The organism is Halomonas nitroreducens, assembly GCF_003966155.1.
In the GTDB taxonomy this organism is placed as follows: domain Bacteria; phylum Pseudomonadota; class Gammaproteobacteria; order Pseudomonadales; family Halomonadaceae; genus Halomonas; species Halomonas nitroreducens.
The window spans coordinates 17,799-34,168 of sequence record NZ_RXNS01000016.1; the positions used below are offsets into that span (position 1 = coordinate 17,799).

A 16,370-nucleotide genomic window follows, 5' to 3' on the forward strand; every position below is an offset into this window, starting at 1 on the left:
GCCGGCGCTCAAGCGCCCTGGCCGGCCTGGATGGCGGTCAGGGCGATGGTATAGACGATATCGTCGACCAGGGCCCCGCGGGAGAGGTCGTTCACCGGCTTGTTCAGGCCCTGCAGCATGGGGCCGACGCTGACCACCCGGGCGCTGCGCTGTACCGCCTTGTAGGTGGTGTTGCCGGTATTGAGATCGGGGAACACGAACACCGTGGCGCGACCGGCCACCGGGGACCCCGGCGCCTTCTGGCGGCCGACGCTTTCGATGGCGGCGGCGTCATATTGCAGCGGACCGTCGATCAGCAGATCCGGGGCACGCTGCCGGGCCAGCTGGGTGGCCCGGCGCACCTTCTCGACGTCGACGCCCCTGCCGGACTCGCCGGTGGAATAGCTGAGCATGGCGACCCGGGGTTCGATGCCGAAGGCGGCAGCGGAGCGCGCGCTCTGCACGGCGATCTCCGCCAGGGCCTCGGCGTCGGGGTCGGGGTTCACCGCACAGTCGCCGTAGACCACCACCTGGTCCGGCAGCAGCATGAAGAACACTGACGAGACCAGCGAATACCCGGGGGCCATCTTGATCAGCTGGAAGGCGGGCCGGACGGTATTGGCGGTGGTATGCACCGCACCCGACACCAGCCCGTCCACCTTGCCCTCGGCGAGCATCATGGTGCCCAGTACCACGTTGTCATGGAGCTGGGATTCCGCGGTCAGGGCGTTGAGCCGTCCCTGGCGGCGGGCGACCATCGGCTTGACGTAGCGCAGGCGGATGCCGTCCGGGTCGATGATCTCCAGCGCCTCGGGCAGTTCCAGACCGCGCTGGCGGGCTACCTCGGCGATCGCCTCGCGCTGGCCGAGCAGCACGCAGTCGGCGATGCCGCGGCGCTGGCAGACGATGGCGGCCTCCACGGTGCGCGGCTCGTCCCCCTCGGGCAGCACGATGCGCCGCGGGACCCGCTGCGCCATGCGCACCAGCCGGTGACGGAAGGCCGCCGGGGACAGCCGATGGGGGAACCCCTGGCTCAGTGTCTGGCGGAGCCAGTCGAGGTCCAGGTGGTCGGCGACGAAGCGCGTCACCTGCTCGGCCCGCTCGGGATCGTCCCGGGGGATGTCACGACTCATCTGGTCCAGTCGACGGGCCGTGGTATAGCTGTCGCTGTCCACGGCGAGCACCGGCAGGCCGGTCTGCAGGGCCGGGCGGCAGAAGTCGATCATCGCTGACGCGGGGGGCTCGCCATGGGTCAGCAAGAGCCCGGCCAGGCGGACCCCGTTCATGGTGGCTACCGCCGTCGCCAGCAGGGTGTCATCGCGATCTGCGGGGGTGACGATCAACCGCCCCGGCTGGAAGGCATGCAGCGAATGCGCCGCACTGCGGGCACACAGGCTGGTGCCCAGCACCCGACGTGTCGCGGCTTCGCCCTCGTGGAGGAAGCGCGCATCCAGGGCGCGGGCGACGTCCAGGATCCGCGGGGCACTCAGAGCGGCGTGATAGGGGACCGCCGCGATCAGCGGTGGCGACTCGGCGTCGAGACTGGCCAGGCGCTGTCGCCAGGTCGCGAGGATGGCCGGGGCCCGATGGGCCGAGGCCTCCGGCGGTTCGGCGGCGGCCTGTTCCTGGGAGGGCAGGCGCATCAGCATGCAGCCCAGGATGCGTCGCGCCCCGTCACCGTCGAAGGTCTGGGCATGCATGTCCAGCTGCTCGGCCAGGGTCTGGGGATCGACCGGGTCGCCATTGGCGACCAGGATGATGCGTGCATCCAGGGCGTGGGCCAGCTGGGCGTTGAGCCGGGTGGCATAGCTGCTATGCAGGCTGGGGGCCAACCCCTCCACCAGGATCAGCTCGGCGGGCTCGCCCTCCGTCGGGGCGGCCAGTTCGGCGTGGCGCGCCACGGCATGTTCCATGAGGTCGTCGAGCCGGTCCTCGCGCAGCAGTCGCTCGAGCTCCGGCTGGGGTAGGGGCAATGGCGGCGTCAGGCCCAGGGTACTGGCCACCAGGGACGAGGAGCGGTCCGGTCCCTCCCCGTTGAGGTCGTCCTGACGGAAGGGCTTCATGAAGCCGATACGCAGGCCCAGGGTGTCCAGGGCGCGCAGCAGGCCGAGACAGGCCGAGGTCAGGCCCACGCCGGCATCAGTGGGCACGACCAGCAGGGTCCGGGGCTCAGTGGCCGGGGTGTCGACAGGGCTCATGGGCAGGGGGTCTCCAGCAATCGGCGGGTTTCCGCGGCGATGTGCGCCTCCTCGTCGGTAGGGATGACCCAGATCTGGGGATGGGACCCGCCGGCATCGACGCGGCCTTCCTGACCCGCCACGGTCCGGGCGTTGGCCGTGGCCGAGAGGCGCAGCCCGAAGTGAGGCAACTGGTCGATCACTCGGGCGCGGATGGCGGCGGCATTCTCGCCGATGCCGCCGGTGAAGACGATGCCGTCCAGGCGGGGCAGGGCGCAGGTGAGGGCGGCCAGGGATTTGGCGAGGCGGTAGCAGAACACCTCGATGGCCAGGGTGGCGCCGGCGTGGTGCTCCGCGGCGGCCTGCTCGAGGCGGCGCATGTCATTGGACAGGCCGGACAAGCCGAGCAGGCCGCTCTCCTTGTTGAGCAGGGTGTCGATGCGCTCCAGCGACCAGCCCAGCCGGCGCGACAGGTGGGCGTGCAGCCCCGGGTCGACATCGCCGCTGCGAGTCCCCATCACCAGGCCTTCGAGGGGGGTCAGCCCCATGCTGGTGTCGACGCTGCGGCCTTGCCAGATCGCACAGGTGGAGCAGCCGTTGCCCAGGTGGGCGATCAGCCAGCCCCCGTGGGGGCGGTCGCTCAGCCGGTCGACGCGGCGGCTGACATAGGCATGACTGCTGCCGTGGAACCCGTAGCGGCGGATCCCCTGGTTGCGATAGAGGGCCTCGGGAAGGGCATAGCGATAGGCCCGGGGCGGCAGGGTCTGGTGGAAGGCGGTGTCGAACACCGCCACCTGAGGCAGCACCGGGAACAGCCGTCGGGTGGCGGCAACGCCCTCGAGGTTGGCGGGGTTGTGCAGCGGCGCCAGCTCGCTGATCGTCTCGAGGCCGCGCAGCACCGTGTCGTCCAGCAGGGTCGCGTCGCTGAAGCGCTCGCCGCCATGAACGATGCGGTGGCCCACGGCGACCGGCGACAGTCCCTCCAGCTGCTCCTGGATGGCCGACATGGCCTCGTGATACCCGGCTCCGTTCAGGGCGCGGGAAACGCGCTGGCCCCGGCGGTCGGTGCCCGTGAGGCGGGCATCCACGGCGCCCAGCCGTTCCACCAGGCCAGCCAGGCGAGGCGCCTGGGGGGCGCTCGGAACCAGCGCGTACTTGATCGACGACGAGCCACAGTTGATCACCAGTACCGGGTCTTGCATGCCGCTTCCTGTCGTGTCCGGGGCCGTCCTGGCGGCGGGCGGCCGAGGTCTCGAATCTACCATGGAGAGGGACTTCCCGCAGTGACCGCGACGGGCGTCCCGCTTTCCCCCTGATATCGATCAAGGCAGCATGGCGGGTTGCCCTGCCTTGTACCAGACTGTCATAGGCGATGGGGAAACATCGTTTCCCGACGGGAGGAGAATCATGAACAGAGTGGCGATTCCTGTGGTGTCCGCGGTCTGTCTGTTCGCCGCGACGGCCGTCCATGCCCAGGGCGGACCGATGATGTACCAGCCGAGCCCCTACCTCGGCGCCGATGCCCTGTTCTGGCAGCTGGATCCCGAAGGCCGGGGCGGGGATTTCGACAGTACCGGCCTGCGCGTGCGGGCGGGGGTGGCCTTCAACGATTACTTCGCCCTCGAAGGCCACCTGGGCACCGGCGGCTCGGATGGCCCGGTGGACCTCGACTACCTGGCCGGCGGCTACGCCAAGGGCATGCTGCCGGTCACGCCGCAATTCCGGATCTTCGGCCTGCTGGGTGCCACCGAGGTCGAGTTCGACGGTACGGACGACTCCGAGAGTGACCTCTCCTATGGCGGCGGGGCCAGCTATGCCGTGATGCCCAACCTCTCGGTGGATGCCGACTACATGCGCTATCTGGAGGAGTCGAGGTTCGACTTCGAAGCGGTCAGCGTCGGGGCCACCTACCACTTCTGATTGCGATCCGCACCACAGGGCGCACCAATGCGACGCCCCCGCCGGTCACGGCGGGGGCGTCGTGCGTCGTGGCGGGGCAGGGCGCCAGGCGTCGCGACGTCTGGGTACGCGTACGGGCACGGGGCGCCATCCCAGCGGACGGCGCCGCCCCGAACGGCCATGGGCGGAGGCACTGCGGGGGCTGGCGCCCAACCTGGCACGTGCCGTGCAGGGCATAGCCTGTAACCGGGACACACAAGGTGATGCCATGCCCCCCGACTGGATGTTCCCCGAGGATGCACCGTCCTCGCGACTGCTCTTCACCGACCTCGACGGTTCCCTGCTCGACCACCAGAGTTACGACTGGTCGCCGGCCGCCCCCTGGCTGGAACACCTGGCGGCATTCGGGGTGCCGGTCATCCCGGTGAGCAGCAAGACCCGCAGCGAGCTGCTGCCACTGCGCCGGACTCTGGGGCTGACGGCCTCGCCCTTCGTCGCCGAGAACGGCGCGGTGGTGGGCCTGCCGCCTGCCTGGTGCCATGCTCGGCTGGAACGCACGCCGGGCCCCGATGGCCTGGTGATCCGTACCCTGGGGGTCGACATCGGCTTTATCCGTCAGCGCCTGTCGGTATGGCGGGAACGACTGGGCGTGCGCTTCACGGCGATGAGCGAGATGGCGCTCGACGCGCTGGTCGCCTTCACCGGCCTGGACGAGCACGAGGCGGGCCAGGCCAGGAAGCGCGAGGGCAGCGAGCCCCTGGTCTGGGAGGACACGGACGCGTCCCTGGCTGCGTTCCGGGAGGGGCTCGCCGGCGACGGCCTGCGCCTGGTGCGGGGCGGGCACTTCTGGCATGTCACCGGCGAGGTCGACAAGGGCAGTGCCCTGACCTGGCTGGTGGACCGCCTCGAGGCGCTGCGCGGCGTGCGTTCCCTGACCCTGGCGCTGGGCGACGGCCCCAGCGATATCGCCATGCTCGAGGCGGTGGACCAGGCGGTGGTGATCCGTGGCTGCCATGGCCTCGAGGTCACCCCGCGTCAGCCGGTGCTCTATCGCAGCCGCGCCCGGGGCCCCGCCGGCTGGGCCGAGGGGGTGGCTCACTGGTGGGGGCGAGGCGAACGTCGGTCGCGGCCGGCGTTGAGCCGCACTGACCCGGCGGCCACGGGGAGGCGTCCGGCATAAGCGACCTCCATCAGAAGGGGCATCACCGACTGCCACAACCTGCCCCGCCGAGCCCTCGAGGCCGATCACCACCGCCGACAGGTAGGGCGACCCGCTGAGCTCCTCGACGCTGTTGGCCAGTGCCGGCCCCTCCCGCTCGGAGAGCGGCGAGGGCCGGATAAGGCTCATGGGCCGCCGCCGGGAGGGCACCTTGACCAGCAGGGTCGAGCTGCGTGGGGCATGGGGGGCCGCCGCGTGAGGCACTTTCCCTGACCACGCAGGGGACGTCCCAGCGGGCATACGGCGGCGGGAGACGCCCTCCCGCCGCGGGGCCTCATACCTCCTTGTAGAGCTCGGCGCCCTGCTCGCGGAACTTCTCCGCCTGCTCTTCCATGCCCTGCATCACGGCGTCCCGGTCGCCGTCGAGGCCCTTCTCGCTGGCGTAGTCGCGGACCTCCTGGCTGATCTTCATCGAGCAGAACTTGGGCCCGCACATGGAGCAGAAGTGTGCCACCTTGGCGGAGTCCTTGGGCAGGGTCTCGTCGTGGTACTCCCGGGCGGTGTCCGGGTCCAGGCCCAGGTTGAACTGGTCTTCCCAGCGGAACTCGAAGCGCGCCTTGGACAGCGCGTTGTCACGGCGCTGGGCGGCGGGGTGGCCCTTGGCCAGGTCGGCGGCATGGGCGGCGATCTTGTAGGTGATGATGCCGGTCTTGACGTCGTCCTTGTTGGGCAGGCCCAGGTGCTCCTTGGGCGTCACGTAGCAGAGCATGGCGCAGCCGTACCAGCCGATCATCGCCGCGCCGATGCCGGAGGTGATGTGGTCGTAGCCCGGGGCGATGTCGGTGGTCAGCGGGCCCAGGGTGTAGAAGGGCGCCTCGTCGCACTCGCGGAGCTGCTTGTCCATGTTCTCCTTGATCAGGTGCATGGGCACGTGACCGGGGCCCTCGATCATCACCTGGACGTCGTGCTGCCAGGCGATGCGGGTCAGCTCGCCGAGGGTCTCCAGCTCGGCGAACTGCGCCTCGTCGTTGGCGTCCGCCACCGAGCCCGGGCGCAGGCCGTCACCCAGCGAGAAGGCGACGTCATAGCGCTTGCAGATCTCGCAGATTTCCTCGAAGTGGGTGTAGAGGAAGCTCTCCCGGTGGTGGTAGAGGCACCACTTGGCCATGATCGAGCCGCCCCGGGAGACGATGCCGGTGACCCGCTTGGCGGTCAGCGGCACATAGCGCAGCAGCACCCCGGCGTGGATGGTGAAGTAGTCCACGCCCTGCTCGGCCTGCTCGATCAGGGTGTCGCGGAACACCTCCCAGGTCAGGTCCTCGGCCACGCCGCCTACCTTCTCCAGGGCCTGGTAGATGGGCACGGTGCCGATCGGCACCGGGGCGTTGCGGATGATCCACTCCCGAGTCTCGTGGATGTTGGCCCCGGTGGAGAGGTCCATGACGGTGTCCGAGCCCCAGCGGATGCCCCAGGTCATCTTGTCGACCTCGTCCTCGATGGAGGAGGTCACCGCCGAGTTGCCCAGGTTGCCGTTGATCTTCACCAGGAAGTTGCGGCCGATGATCATCGGCTCGGATTCCGGGTGATTGATGTTGCAGGGGATGATGGCCCGGCCGGCGGCCACCTCGTCGCGCACGAACTCCGGGGTGATCTCCTCCGGCAGGCGGGCGCCGAAGCCCTGGCCCGAATGCTGGTGGCCGAGGATGCGCTCCACCTCCTCGGTGCCGAGTGCCTGGCGGCGCTGGTTCTCGCGGATGGCGATGAACTCCATCTCCGGGGTGACGATGCCCTGGCGGGCATAGTGCAGCTGGGTGACGTTGCGGTCCGGCTTGGCGCGGCGCGGGGTGCGGGTCAGGTCGAAGCGCAGCGGGGCGAGCATGGGGTCGTTGGCGCGGCGGCGGCCGTACTCGGAGGTGGGACCGTCGAGCCACTCGGTATCGCCGCGCTCCGCGATCCAGCCGCGGCGCAGTTCGGGCAGGCCGCGGCGCAGGTCGATCTCGGCCTCGGGGTCGGTGTAGGGGCCGGAGGTGTCATAGACCAGCAGCGGCGGGTTGGCCTCGTCGGCCCCGGAGGTGCGGGTCGGTGACAGGGCGATCTCGCGGAACGGCACCCGGATGTCGGGCCGCGAGCCCTCGACGTAGATCTTGCGCGAGCCGGGCAGCGGCTGGATGGCAGCCTCGTCGACGCGGGCGCTCTCGGCGAGGAAGTGATCGGTCTTGGCCATGCGAGTCTCCTTGGGGTCCATCAGGGTTGTGGTTGTCATCGGGAGGAGACGTAGGCGGGGCGGCGTCCGGCCGGGCCGGGGCGTCGCTTGATCCCTACGCTGGTACCCTCCCCGAGGTCAGGGAATTAGCCAGTTCAGGTTCAACGGGATCCATGCTCGGGCGCCTCGCGCCGCATGATCTCAGCCGTCGTCAACGGCACCCCGTCAAGCGCGTGGTGGAGCCTGGGCTCCGGTCCTTCCTTGGTAACGGTCATCGGCCGGCGCGACCAGCGCCAACCGCGCGGAAGCAATGGGACCAGCCCGCTACAGCGAGCGATCCAGGCCCATCTGCCAGAAGTCGATCTCGAGCCGGGTGGCATCGCGGAAGATGGTCGCCAGGCGCGCGAAGCGCTCCGGCGTGACCTCGGCCAGCCGGGCATCGAGCCAGGCCCGCTCGTCGTGCATGGCGGCCTGGAAGGCGTCGCCCTCGTACATGGCGATCCAGGCCTCATAGGGGTTGGCCGCGCCGCGCACCGTGAAGGGCTGAGCGTTCAGCCAGGCCGCGATCTCGCCGTAGCCGATCAGGCAGGGGGCCAGCGCCACGTGCAGGTCGAGCAGGTCGCCGCGACTGCCGGTATCGAGCACGTAGCGGGTATAGGCGAGGGTGGCCCGGGCCTCGGGAAGCCGGGCCAGGTCGTCCTCGCCGATGCCCCACTCGTGGCAGTAGCCGACATGCAGGTCGAGTTCCACGTCGAGGATGGTCTTCAGGCCCTCGAAGGCATGGCGCAGCTCGGCCAGGGTCTGGCTCTTGTAAGCGGCCAGGGCGTAGGCCCGGGAGAAATGCACCAGGAACAGGTAGTCCTGCTCCAGGTAGTGGCGGAAGGCGTCCTCGTCGAGTCGGCCGGCACCCAGGGCGCGCACGAAGTCATGTTCGAGGTAGGCGCGCCAGTCCTGCTGGCAGGCGTCGGTCAGGTCGCTGAAGCGGTAGCCCATCTTGCCTCCGATACGGTCGGGATCCGGAGGACGGGCGAAGCGGGAGACGGGGGGAGGGCCGGACGGAAAGGAGGCGCGCCGGCTCCACCGCCTGATTCCCTACGCCGGTTCACGTGCGGGCCCGCGGCCACGCACCCACCCGGATCAGGTTCCACGGGATCGGCTCTGGGCCCTCTCGTTTCGAGCACGAGCCTGCGCCATCTCAGCCGGTTCCACCGGCACCCCGTCAAGCGAGTGGGGCCAGTCTAGCAGCTTGGGTGGGCAATGCCAGCCCCGGCAGGACAGCGGTCCCGCCGGGGCTGGCGTGCAGCCGGTCAGTGGCGCAGCAGGGCTCAGTAGAGGCGGAAGCGCTTCCAGTCGGTGCGTCCTGCCTCGCGCTCGGGGACCTTGCGATAGCGCTTGTATTCCCACTGGTACTGGGCCGGGTCCAGGGCGATGGCCGCCTGCACGCTGGCGTTGACGCCGGCGGCGGAAGTGGCCTCGTCGGCGTCGTAGACCCGCGGGTCGGCGGCCAGGAAGTGCAGGGCGAAGCCGCGCCCGGGCAGGCGCCGGGCGACGCCGGTGACCACCCGGGCCTCGGTGCGCGCGACCAGCTTGGGCAGCAGGGTGGCGGTGTAGGCCGGGCGACCAAAGAAGGGCGCGAAGACCCCGCTGCCCCAGTCCGGCTCCTGGTCGGGAAGGATGCCCACCGCCTCGCAGCCCTTCAGCGCCTTGAGCAGGGCCGCCACGCCACGGGGATTGGTGGGCACCAGGCGGGCTCCCTGGCGCTCGCGGCCCTGGCGGGTCACCGGGTCCAGGGCCGCGAGCTTGGGCGGCTCGTACATGGCGGTGAAGGGGAAGTGGCTCGACAGCCAGAAATTGAGGATTTCCCAGTTGCCGAAATGCGGGGCCAGAACGATCACGCCGCGGCCCTCGGCGCGCGCCTCGTCGAGCAGCTCGCGGCCGTGGACCTCGAGGATCGAGGCCGCGACGCGTTGCGGGTCACCCATCCAGGCAAAGCCCAGCTCGAGCATGGTGGCGCTGGAATGGGTCAGGCTGTCCCGGGCCAGGCGCCGGCGCTGGGTCTCGTCCAGCGCGGGGTAGGCCTGGGCCAGGTTGACCCGGGTGACCCGTCGCTCCCGGGGGCTGATGGCCTGGACGAGGGGGCCGGCGAGGCGGGCCAGCCGCCACAACGGGGCCGGCCGCCAGGCGGACAGCCAGTGCCACAGGGTGACGACGGCGCGAGCCTGATGGCGGCCGGCCTTGGTCTGCGTTGCTGCCATGGCCTCAGACCAGCCAGGTGTCCGGGTTGTCCGGGGCGCGCTTCTCCTGCAGGCCCTTGAAGCCCTTGACGCAGCGGATGATCAGCCACACGGCCAGGGCGACCAGCAGCGGGAAGCCGATCACGATCAGGGTGAGCAGGGCGGCGACGGCGCCGTAGAGCAGGCCGATCCAGAAGGTGCGGATCTGGTAGCGATAGTGCTCGTCCAGCCACTCCGGCCCCTTGCCGCGGTAGACATAGGCGATCACCACGCCCACCAGGGAGGTGAAGCCCACCACGAAGCTGGCCAGGTAGAGGGCATAGATCACCATGGCCATGGTGGTGTCGGGCGACGGGTTGGACTCGGCGACCACGGGATCGCGATGGTCGGTCTGGTTCTCGTTCATCGGTCGTCCTTGAGGGTGATGGAGCGGGACAGCGACTTGCCACATGATACCCGCTGAGGGGCATGATGCCACCGAGGCGGCAGGTCAGCGCACGGGACGACTGATCTCCAGCAGGTTGCCGTCCGGGTCGCGCAGGTAGAGGGACTCGAGCTCGCCATGAGCGCCCTGGCGGGTCACCGGTCCCAGTTCCACCTCGACGGACAGGGCCTCCAGGTGCCGGCGGACCTCGTCGAGGGGCAGCCGGCTGCGCAGGCACAGGTCGAGGCTGCCCGGCGTCGGCGTGGCGGCCCGGGGCTGGATGTCGGTGGCGGTCCAGTGCAGGCGCAGGGCCATGTCCCCGAGCATCAGGTCGACGCGTTCCTGGTCCCGGTAGCGCACGTCGAGGCCCAGCACCCGGGTATAGAAGTCCACGGCGCGGGATATGTCGGTCACGGTAATGACCAAATGGTCCAGACCTGACAGCATGGATGTCTCCTTGGAAGAGTGATCTGGTTCAGAGAATACGATGATGCAGTCCTGTCCGCTATGCGCATCCCCCGAGACCGCCCCCTACCACCGCGATGCGCGGCGCGACTACCTGGCCTGCCGGGAATGCGCGCTGGTCTTCGTGCCTTCCCACCAGCGCCTCGCGCCGGCCGACGAGAAGGCGGTCTACGACCGGCACCAGAACTCCCCGGACGATGCCGGCTACCGGCGCTTCCTGTCGAGGCTCTTCGCGCCCCTGGTTGCCCGGCTGGGGCCCGGGGCCCGGGGGCTCGATTTCGGTGCCGGTCCCGGCCCCACCCTCTCGGTGATGTTCGAGGAGGCCGGCCATCCCATGGCGATCTACGATCCTTTCTACGCGCCCGACCCGGGGGTGCTCGAGCATCGCTACGACTTTATTACCGCCACCGAGGTGGTCGAGCACCTCTACGCCCCCGGCCGCGAACTCGAGCGGCTGGCCGGTCGCCTGGCCCCGGGGGGCTGGCTGGGGCTGATGACCAAGCGGGTCGATACTCCCGAGGCCTTCGCCGGCTGGCACTACATCCTCGATCCCACCCATGTGTGCTTCTTCAGCGAGGCCACCTTTAGCTGGCTCGCCAGGCGTCTCGACATGCACGTGCTCTTTCCCGCCAGCGACGTCGTATTGCTGCAGCGTCGATGATCGATCAAGTTTCGATAACATGCCGTTATCGAAAGAAAAAAACTCCTTGCGCCAGAGTGTGGGGGGATTGGCGGCGACCGGCGCCGAGCGTATATTCGGGCGCAGAATCTTCTCCCTGCGCGGCTGCGGCGGCGCGCGTCACATGGTCCGTCGCGAGGTTCCGCTGATGTCCCGGCAGTTACTGCTCATGGCCCTGGCACCCCTGCTGGGGCTGTTCATTCTGGGGATCGGCAATGGCTTTCTGGCGACCCTGATCACCCTGCGCCTCGATGCTGCCGGAGAATCGCCGGTGGTGATCGGCTGGGTGTCGTCTGCCTACTTCATTGGCCTGGCACTGGGGGCGATGCTCAACGACCGCCTGCTGCTGGCCATCGGCCATATCCGAGCCTACGGCAGCTTCGCCTCCCTGGTGGCGGTCACGGTGCTGCTGCAGGGCCTGGTCTTCGAGCCCGTGGCCTGGTTCGTGCTGCGTCTGATCGGCGGCTGGGCCACGGTGGGCGTCTTCCTGGTCATCGAGAGCTGGCTGCTGGCCGCTGGCGACGCCCAGGTACGGGGCCGGCTGCTGGCGTTGTACATGATCGCCATCTACGCCGCCGGGGTGCTGGGCCAGCTGCTGCTCGGGGTCACCCAGGCCATGGGCCCCACGGCGCCGTTCATGGTGATCGGCCTGCTGGCCTCGTTGTCGGTGCTGCCCATGGCCATGCTCCCCCGGGTCACCCCGCTGCTCGACAAGGCCGAGCCGCTCTCGCCGTTGCGCCTGATCACCCTGACGCCCACCGGGGTGATGGGCAGCTTTGGCTCGGGACTGGCCGTGGCGGCGGTCTACACCCTGCTGCCGCTCTACCTGCAGCGGACCGGCTTTACGGTGGATCGAGTCGGCCAGCTGATGGCGGTGATGGTCCTCGGCGCCATGCTGTTGCAGTACCCGGTGGGGCGCTGGTCGGATCGCCATGATCGCCAGATGGTGTTGATCCTGATCGGCGCCTTCTGCGCCCTGATCTCCGCCGGCATCCTCTGGTTGCCGCTGCCGCCCTGGGGGCTGGCCGCCCTGTTGTTCCTGCTCGGGGGCGGGGTCTTCTCCCTGTACCCGGTCTCGGTCGGCCATGCTGCCGACCGCGCCCCGGCCGGTGCCCTGGTGCGCATGAGTCAGGGCCTGCTGCTGATCAACGCCATCGGCTCGACGCTGAGCCCGCCGGTCATCACCCCGGTGATGACTGTGGTCGGCGATGCCGGCTTGTTCTGGTCGCTCGGCGCCCTGGGCCTGATCCTGGTCGGCTTCTTCGGCTGGCGGCGCAGCGTGCGGCCGGCGCCGGTGCCGGTGGCGCCCTTCTCGCCCACCACGCCACTGAGCGCCGCGGGGGCCGAGCTGTCGGTGACCGAGGAGTGGGTGCAGGGCGCCCTGGAGCACGAGCACGTGGAGGACCTGTCCGGGGCCGTGCCCGACGTGGAGGTGGCCGAACCTCTGGTGGGGCCGCCGCCCCCCGACGAGGCGCATATCGTCTACTACGAGGATGACGGGACGGCCCCGGACGCGCCGGGACAGGAGGGCGTGGCCGGCGCCTCGCGGGCGTGAGGTGCGCATGCGACCTAGGGCTAATGGTTAACGAAAAGTAGTGAATCTACTATCGCCGGTATCTTTTTTCCTGAGGTGCTGCCATGACCCCCTTCACTGCCCCCGTTCGCGACGTCCGCTTCGTGCTCGAGGAACTCCTCGAGCACGATTCGCTCTCGCTGCCCGGTTTCGAGGAGAGCAGTCCCGAACTGGTTGAAGCGGTGCTGGAGGAGGCCGCCCGGCTCGCCGGCGAGGTCTGGGCGCCGCTCAATGCCAGCGGTGATCGCCAGGGCTGCCAGCGGCGTGACGACGGTGGGGTCGCCGTGCCGGATGGCTTCGCCGAGGCCTATCGCGCCTATGCCGAGGGCGGCTGGAACGGTATCGGGGTCGCCGAGGCGCTGGGCGGCCAGGGGCTTCCCGAGGTGGTGGCCAGCGCTGTGCAGGAGATGCTGCATGGCGCCAACATGGCACTGGGCCTGTGTCCCATGCTCACCGCCGGCGCCATCGAGGCCTTGGCCCATCATGGCAGTGCGGCACAGCGGGCCCGCTACCTGGCGCCGCTGGTCGAGGGCCGCTGGACCGGCACCATGAACCTCACCGAGCCCCAGGCAGGCTCGGATCTCTCCCGGGTACGCACCCGGGCGGTCCCCGAGGGAGACCACTACCGGCTCAGCGGCCAGAAGATCTATATCACCTGGGGCGAGCACGACTGCGCGGAGAACATCCTGCACCTGGTGCTGGCGCGAACCCCGGATGCCCCGGAGGGCAACCGGGGCATCTCGCTGTTCCTGGTGCCCAAGTTCCTGGTGAACGACGACGGCTCCCTTGGCGAGCGCAACGACGTGACCTGCGCCGCCCTCGAGCACAAGCTCGGTATCCATGGCTCGCCGACCTGCACCCTGAGCTTCGGCGAGAAGGGCGGCGCCATCGGCTACCTGGTCGGCGAGCTCGGCCGCGGCCTGAATCACATGTTCACCATGATGAACGAGGCCCGCCACAAGGTCGGCATCCAGGGCATCGGCGTGGCCGAGCGGGCCTGCCAGCAGGCTCTGGCCTATGCCCTCGAGCGTGTCCAGGGACGCCGCTCCAGGGCCCGGGGCGGCCAGGAGTGCGCCATTGCCGAGCACCTGGACGTCAAGCGCATGCTGCTCTCCATGCGGTCCCGCACCGACGCCCTGCGCGCCCTGGCGCTGACCTGCGCCGCGCAGATGGACGCGGCACGTCATGCCCGGGACGCCGAGACGCGCCATGCCGCCCAGGCCCGGGTCGACCTGCTGATCCCGGTGGTCAAGGCGTTCTCCACCGACCAGGCCGTGGACATCGCCTCCCTGGGGGTACAGGTCCACGGCGGCATGGGCTATGTAGAGGAGGCCGGGGCCGCCCAGCTGCTGCGCGATGCCCGCATCGCGCCCATCTACGAGGGCACCAACGGCATCCAGGCCCTGGACCTGGCCGGGCGCAAGCTGACCCGGGACGGCGGTGCCACCCTCGACAGCCTGATCGACGAGGTGGAGGCTACCGCCAGGGCGCTGTCCATCAGCGAGGACCTGCACTACCTCGGGGAGAGCCTGGCCGCCGGGGCCGCCGACTTGCGCCTGGCGGCGTCGCTGGTGCTGGAGCAGAGCCGCGACCCCGAGCTCGGCCCGGATGCCATCCAGGCCTATGCCAGCCCCTTCCTGACGCTGACCGGGCATGTGCTCTGTGCCTGGCAGATGGGCCGCGCCGCCCTCAAGGCCGAGGCCGCCCTGGCCGACGGCAGCGCCGACCCCTTCTACCCCGCCAAGCTGGCCAGTGCCGACTTCGCGCTGCGCCACTGGCTGCCCGTGGGCCGCGCCCAGCTCGCGGTGATCGAGGCCGGCATGGCGCGCCTCGCCGACCTCGATCCAACTAGCCTCTGAGCCCTGGCCGCCGCCCCCTGGTCGGCGGCTCTCTCCTCCCGCGCCGTCCATCAGCGATGGCGGTGCCCACCCGACCCGGAGCCGTCATGAACCCCAGTATCTTCGAGCAGGGCCTGCCCCAGACCCCGGCGAACTACGTGGCACTCTCGCCGCTGACCTTCATCGAGCGCAGTGCCGCCATCTATCCCGACTATCCGGCGGTGGTCCACGGCGATATCCGACGCGACTGGGCCACCACCTGGGCTCGTTGTCGCCGGCTGGCCTCGGCGCTCTTGGCGCGCGGCCTCCAGACGGGGGACACCGTGGCCGCCATGCTGCCCAACGTGCCCGCCATGTTCGAGGCCCATTTCGGCGTGCCCCTGGCCGGTTGCGTGCTCAATACCCTGAACATTCGCCTCGATGCCGAGGCCATCGCCTACATGCTGGAACACGGCGAGGCCCGGGCCGTGCTCGTCGATCCCGAGTTCAGCGAGGTGATCGAGGCGGCGGTCGCGAAGCTCGCGCGCAAGCCACTGATCATCGACGTCGACGACGCCGAGTATGCCGGCGGGCCCCGCCGCATCGGCGAGCTGGAGTACGAGGCACTGCTGGCCGAAGGCGACCCCGAGCATCCTTACCGGCTGCCCGACGACGAGTGGCAGGCGATCTCGCTGAACTACACCTCCGGCACCACCGGCAAGCCCAAGGGGGTCGTCTACCATCACCGCGGTGCCTACCTGAACGCGGTCAGCAACCTCCTCGAGTGGGCCATGCCCCATCACCCTGTCTACCTCTGGACCCTGCCGATGTTCCACTGCAATGGCTGGTGCTTCCCCTGGACCATCGCCGCCCATGCCGGCGTCAACGTCTGTCTGCGCCGGGTCGAGGCCGGGAGGGTCATGGACCTGATCGCCGACGAGGGCGTGACGCACTTCAGCGGTGCGCCGATCATCCTCAACGGCCTGGTCAACCTGCCCGACGAGCAGAAGCGCGACTTCGACCACCCGGTGAAGGTGACCACCGCGGGAGCGCCGCCGCCCGCCTCGGTGATCGCCGGGGTCGAGGCCCTGGGCATCGAGGTGACTCATGTCTACGGCCTCACCGAGGTCTACGGGCCGGTCACGGTCTGTGCCTGGCACGAGGCCTGGAACGCGCTGCCGCCGGAGGAGCGCGCCCGGCTCAAGGCCCGTCAGGGGGTGCGCTACCACATGCTCGAGGCCCTCTGCGTGGTCGACCCGGAGAACCTGGAACCGGTGCCCAAGGACGGCACTACCGTTGGCGAGATCCTGATGCGCGGCAACAACGTGATGAAGGGCTATCTCAAGAACGAGGACGCGACCCGCGAGGCCCTGGCGGGGGGCTGGTACCACACCGGCGACCTGGCCGTATGGCATGCCGACGGCTACCTCGAGATCAAGGATCGCGCCAAGGACATCATCATCTCCGGCGGCGAGAACATCTCCACCATCGAGGTGGAGGACGCCATCTATGCTCACCCGGCGGTGGAGGAGGCCGCGGTGGTGGCACGCCCGGACGAGAAGTGGGGCGAGACGCCCTGTGCCTTCGTCAAGCTCAAGGCCGGTTGCGAGGACGTCGGCGAGGCGGAGATCATCGCCCATTGCCGGGAGCGGCTGGCCCATTTCAAGGCGCCGAAGACGGTGATCTTCACCGAGCTGCCCAAGACCTCCACCGGCAAGATCCAGAAGTTCGTGCTGCGCGAGAAGGCGCGTAACCGGTAAC

At 69.7% G+C, this 16,370-nt stretch carries 13 protein-coding genes and 1 riboswitch; of the genes, 6 read left to right on the forward strand and 7 right to left on the reverse strand.

Annotated features, from left to right (window positions below; all coding sequences use genetic code 11):
- Positions 1-8: 8 nt before the first annotated feature.
- Entirely contained in the window at positions 9-2,177 is a 2,169-nt protein-coding gene (gene pta, locus EKG36_RS15635) for a phosphate acetyltransferase (RefSeq protein WP_126485775.1), read from the reverse strand.
- On the reverse strand, positions 2,174-3,358 hold the full coding sequence (locus tag EKG36_RS15640) for an acetate/propionate family kinase (protein ID WP_126485777.1): 1,185 nt from the start codon (positions 3,356-3,358) through the stop codon (positions 2,174-2,176). Before EKG36_RS15640 ends, pta begins: the two co-directional genes overlap by 4 nt.
- Positions 3,359-3,563: 205 nt before the next feature.
- Here EKG36_RS15640 and EKG36_RS15645 point away from each other — a divergent pair, with 205 nt between their 5' ends.
- Complete coding sequence (locus EKG36_RS15645; protein WP_126485779.1) at positions 3,564-4,076, forward strand: porin family protein; 513 nt, start codon at positions 3,564-3,566, stop codon at positions 4,074-4,076.
- Between the two features lie 247 nt (positions 4,077-4,323).
- The gene (locus EKG36_RS15650) at positions 4,324-5,235 is read left to right on the forward strand and encodes an HAD-IIB family hydrolase (RefSeq protein ID WP_185827575.1); all 912 of its coding nucleotides are present in this window, start codon (positions 4,324-4,326) and stop codon (positions 5,233-5,235) included.
- Positions 5,236-5,548: 313 nt separating this feature from the next.
- On the opposite strand, the gene thiC is transcribed toward EKG36_RS15650, so the two are convergent.
- The 5 genes from thiC to EKG36_RS15675 all read right to left on the reverse strand — a co-directional run bounded on the left by thiC (position 5,549) and on the right by EKG36_RS15675 (position 10,522).
- On the reverse strand, positions 5,549-7,438 hold the full coding sequence (gene thiC, locus EKG36_RS15655; protein WP_126485781.1) for a phosphomethylpyrimidine synthase ThiC: 1,890 nt from the start codon (positions 7,436-7,438) through the stop codon (positions 5,549-5,551).
- A gap of 74 nt (positions 7,439-7,512) precedes the next feature.
- Positions 7,513-7,652, reverse strand: a riboswitch (TPP riboswitch).
- Between the two features lie 89 nt (positions 7,653-7,741).
- Positions 7,742-8,410, reverse strand: a complete 669-nt coding sequence (tenA, locus tag EKG36_RS15660) for a thiaminase II (protein WP_126485783.1) — start codon at positions 8,408-8,410, stop codon at positions 7,742-7,744.
- A gap of 332 nt (positions 8,411-8,742) precedes the next feature.
- The gene (locus EKG36_RS15665) at positions 8,743-9,672 is read right to left on the reverse strand and encodes a lysophospholipid acyltransferase family protein (protein ID WP_126485785.1); all 930 of its coding nucleotides are present in this window, start codon (positions 9,670-9,672) and stop codon (positions 8,743-8,745) included.
- Between the two features lie 4 nt (positions 9,673-9,676).
- Positions 9,677-10,057 carry a DUF4870 family protein gene (locus tag EKG36_RS15670; protein ID WP_126485787.1) on the reverse strand — a complete coding sequence of 127 codons (381 nt, stop codon included), beginning with the start codon at positions 10,055-10,057 and terminating at the stop codon, positions 9,677-9,679.
- Between the two features lie 84 nt (positions 10,058-10,141).
- Positions 10,142-10,522: a VOC family protein gene (locus EKG36_RS15675; protein WP_126485789.1), complete on the reverse strand. Its 381-nt coding sequence runs from the start codon at positions 10,520-10,522 to the stop codon at positions 10,142-10,144.
- Positions 10,523-10,562: 40 nt separating this feature from the next.
- Between EKG36_RS15675 and EKG36_RS15680 the strand changes: the two genes are divergently transcribed.
- The 4 genes from EKG36_RS15680 to EKG36_RS15695 all read left to right on the forward strand — a co-directional run bounded on the left by EKG36_RS15680 (position 10,563) and on the right by EKG36_RS15695 (position 16,369).
- A complete protein-coding gene (locus tag EKG36_RS15680) occupies positions 10,563-11,201 on the forward strand; it encodes a class I SAM-dependent methyltransferase (protein ID WP_126485791.1) in 639 nt (212 codons plus the stop codon).
- Between the two features lie 166 nt (positions 11,202-11,367).
- Positions 11,368-12,774 carry an MFS transporter gene (locus tag EKG36_RS15685; RefSeq protein ID WP_126485793.1) on the forward strand — a complete coding sequence of 469 codons (1,407 nt, stop codon included), beginning with the start codon at positions 11,368-11,370 and terminating at the stop codon, positions 12,772-12,774.
- 83 nt (positions 12,775-12,857) lie between these two features.
- A complete protein-coding gene (locus tag EKG36_RS15690; protein WP_126485795.1) occupies positions 12,858-14,651 on the forward strand; it encodes an acyl-CoA dehydrogenase in 1,794 nt (597 codons plus the stop codon).
- 86 nt (positions 14,652-14,737) lie between these two features.
- On the forward strand, positions 14,738-16,369 hold the full coding sequence (locus EKG36_RS15695) for an acyl-CoA synthetase (protein ID WP_126485796.1): 1,632 nt from the start codon (positions 14,738-14,740) through the stop codon (positions 16,367-16,369).
- The last annotated feature ends 1 nt before the right edge of the window (position 16,370 follow it).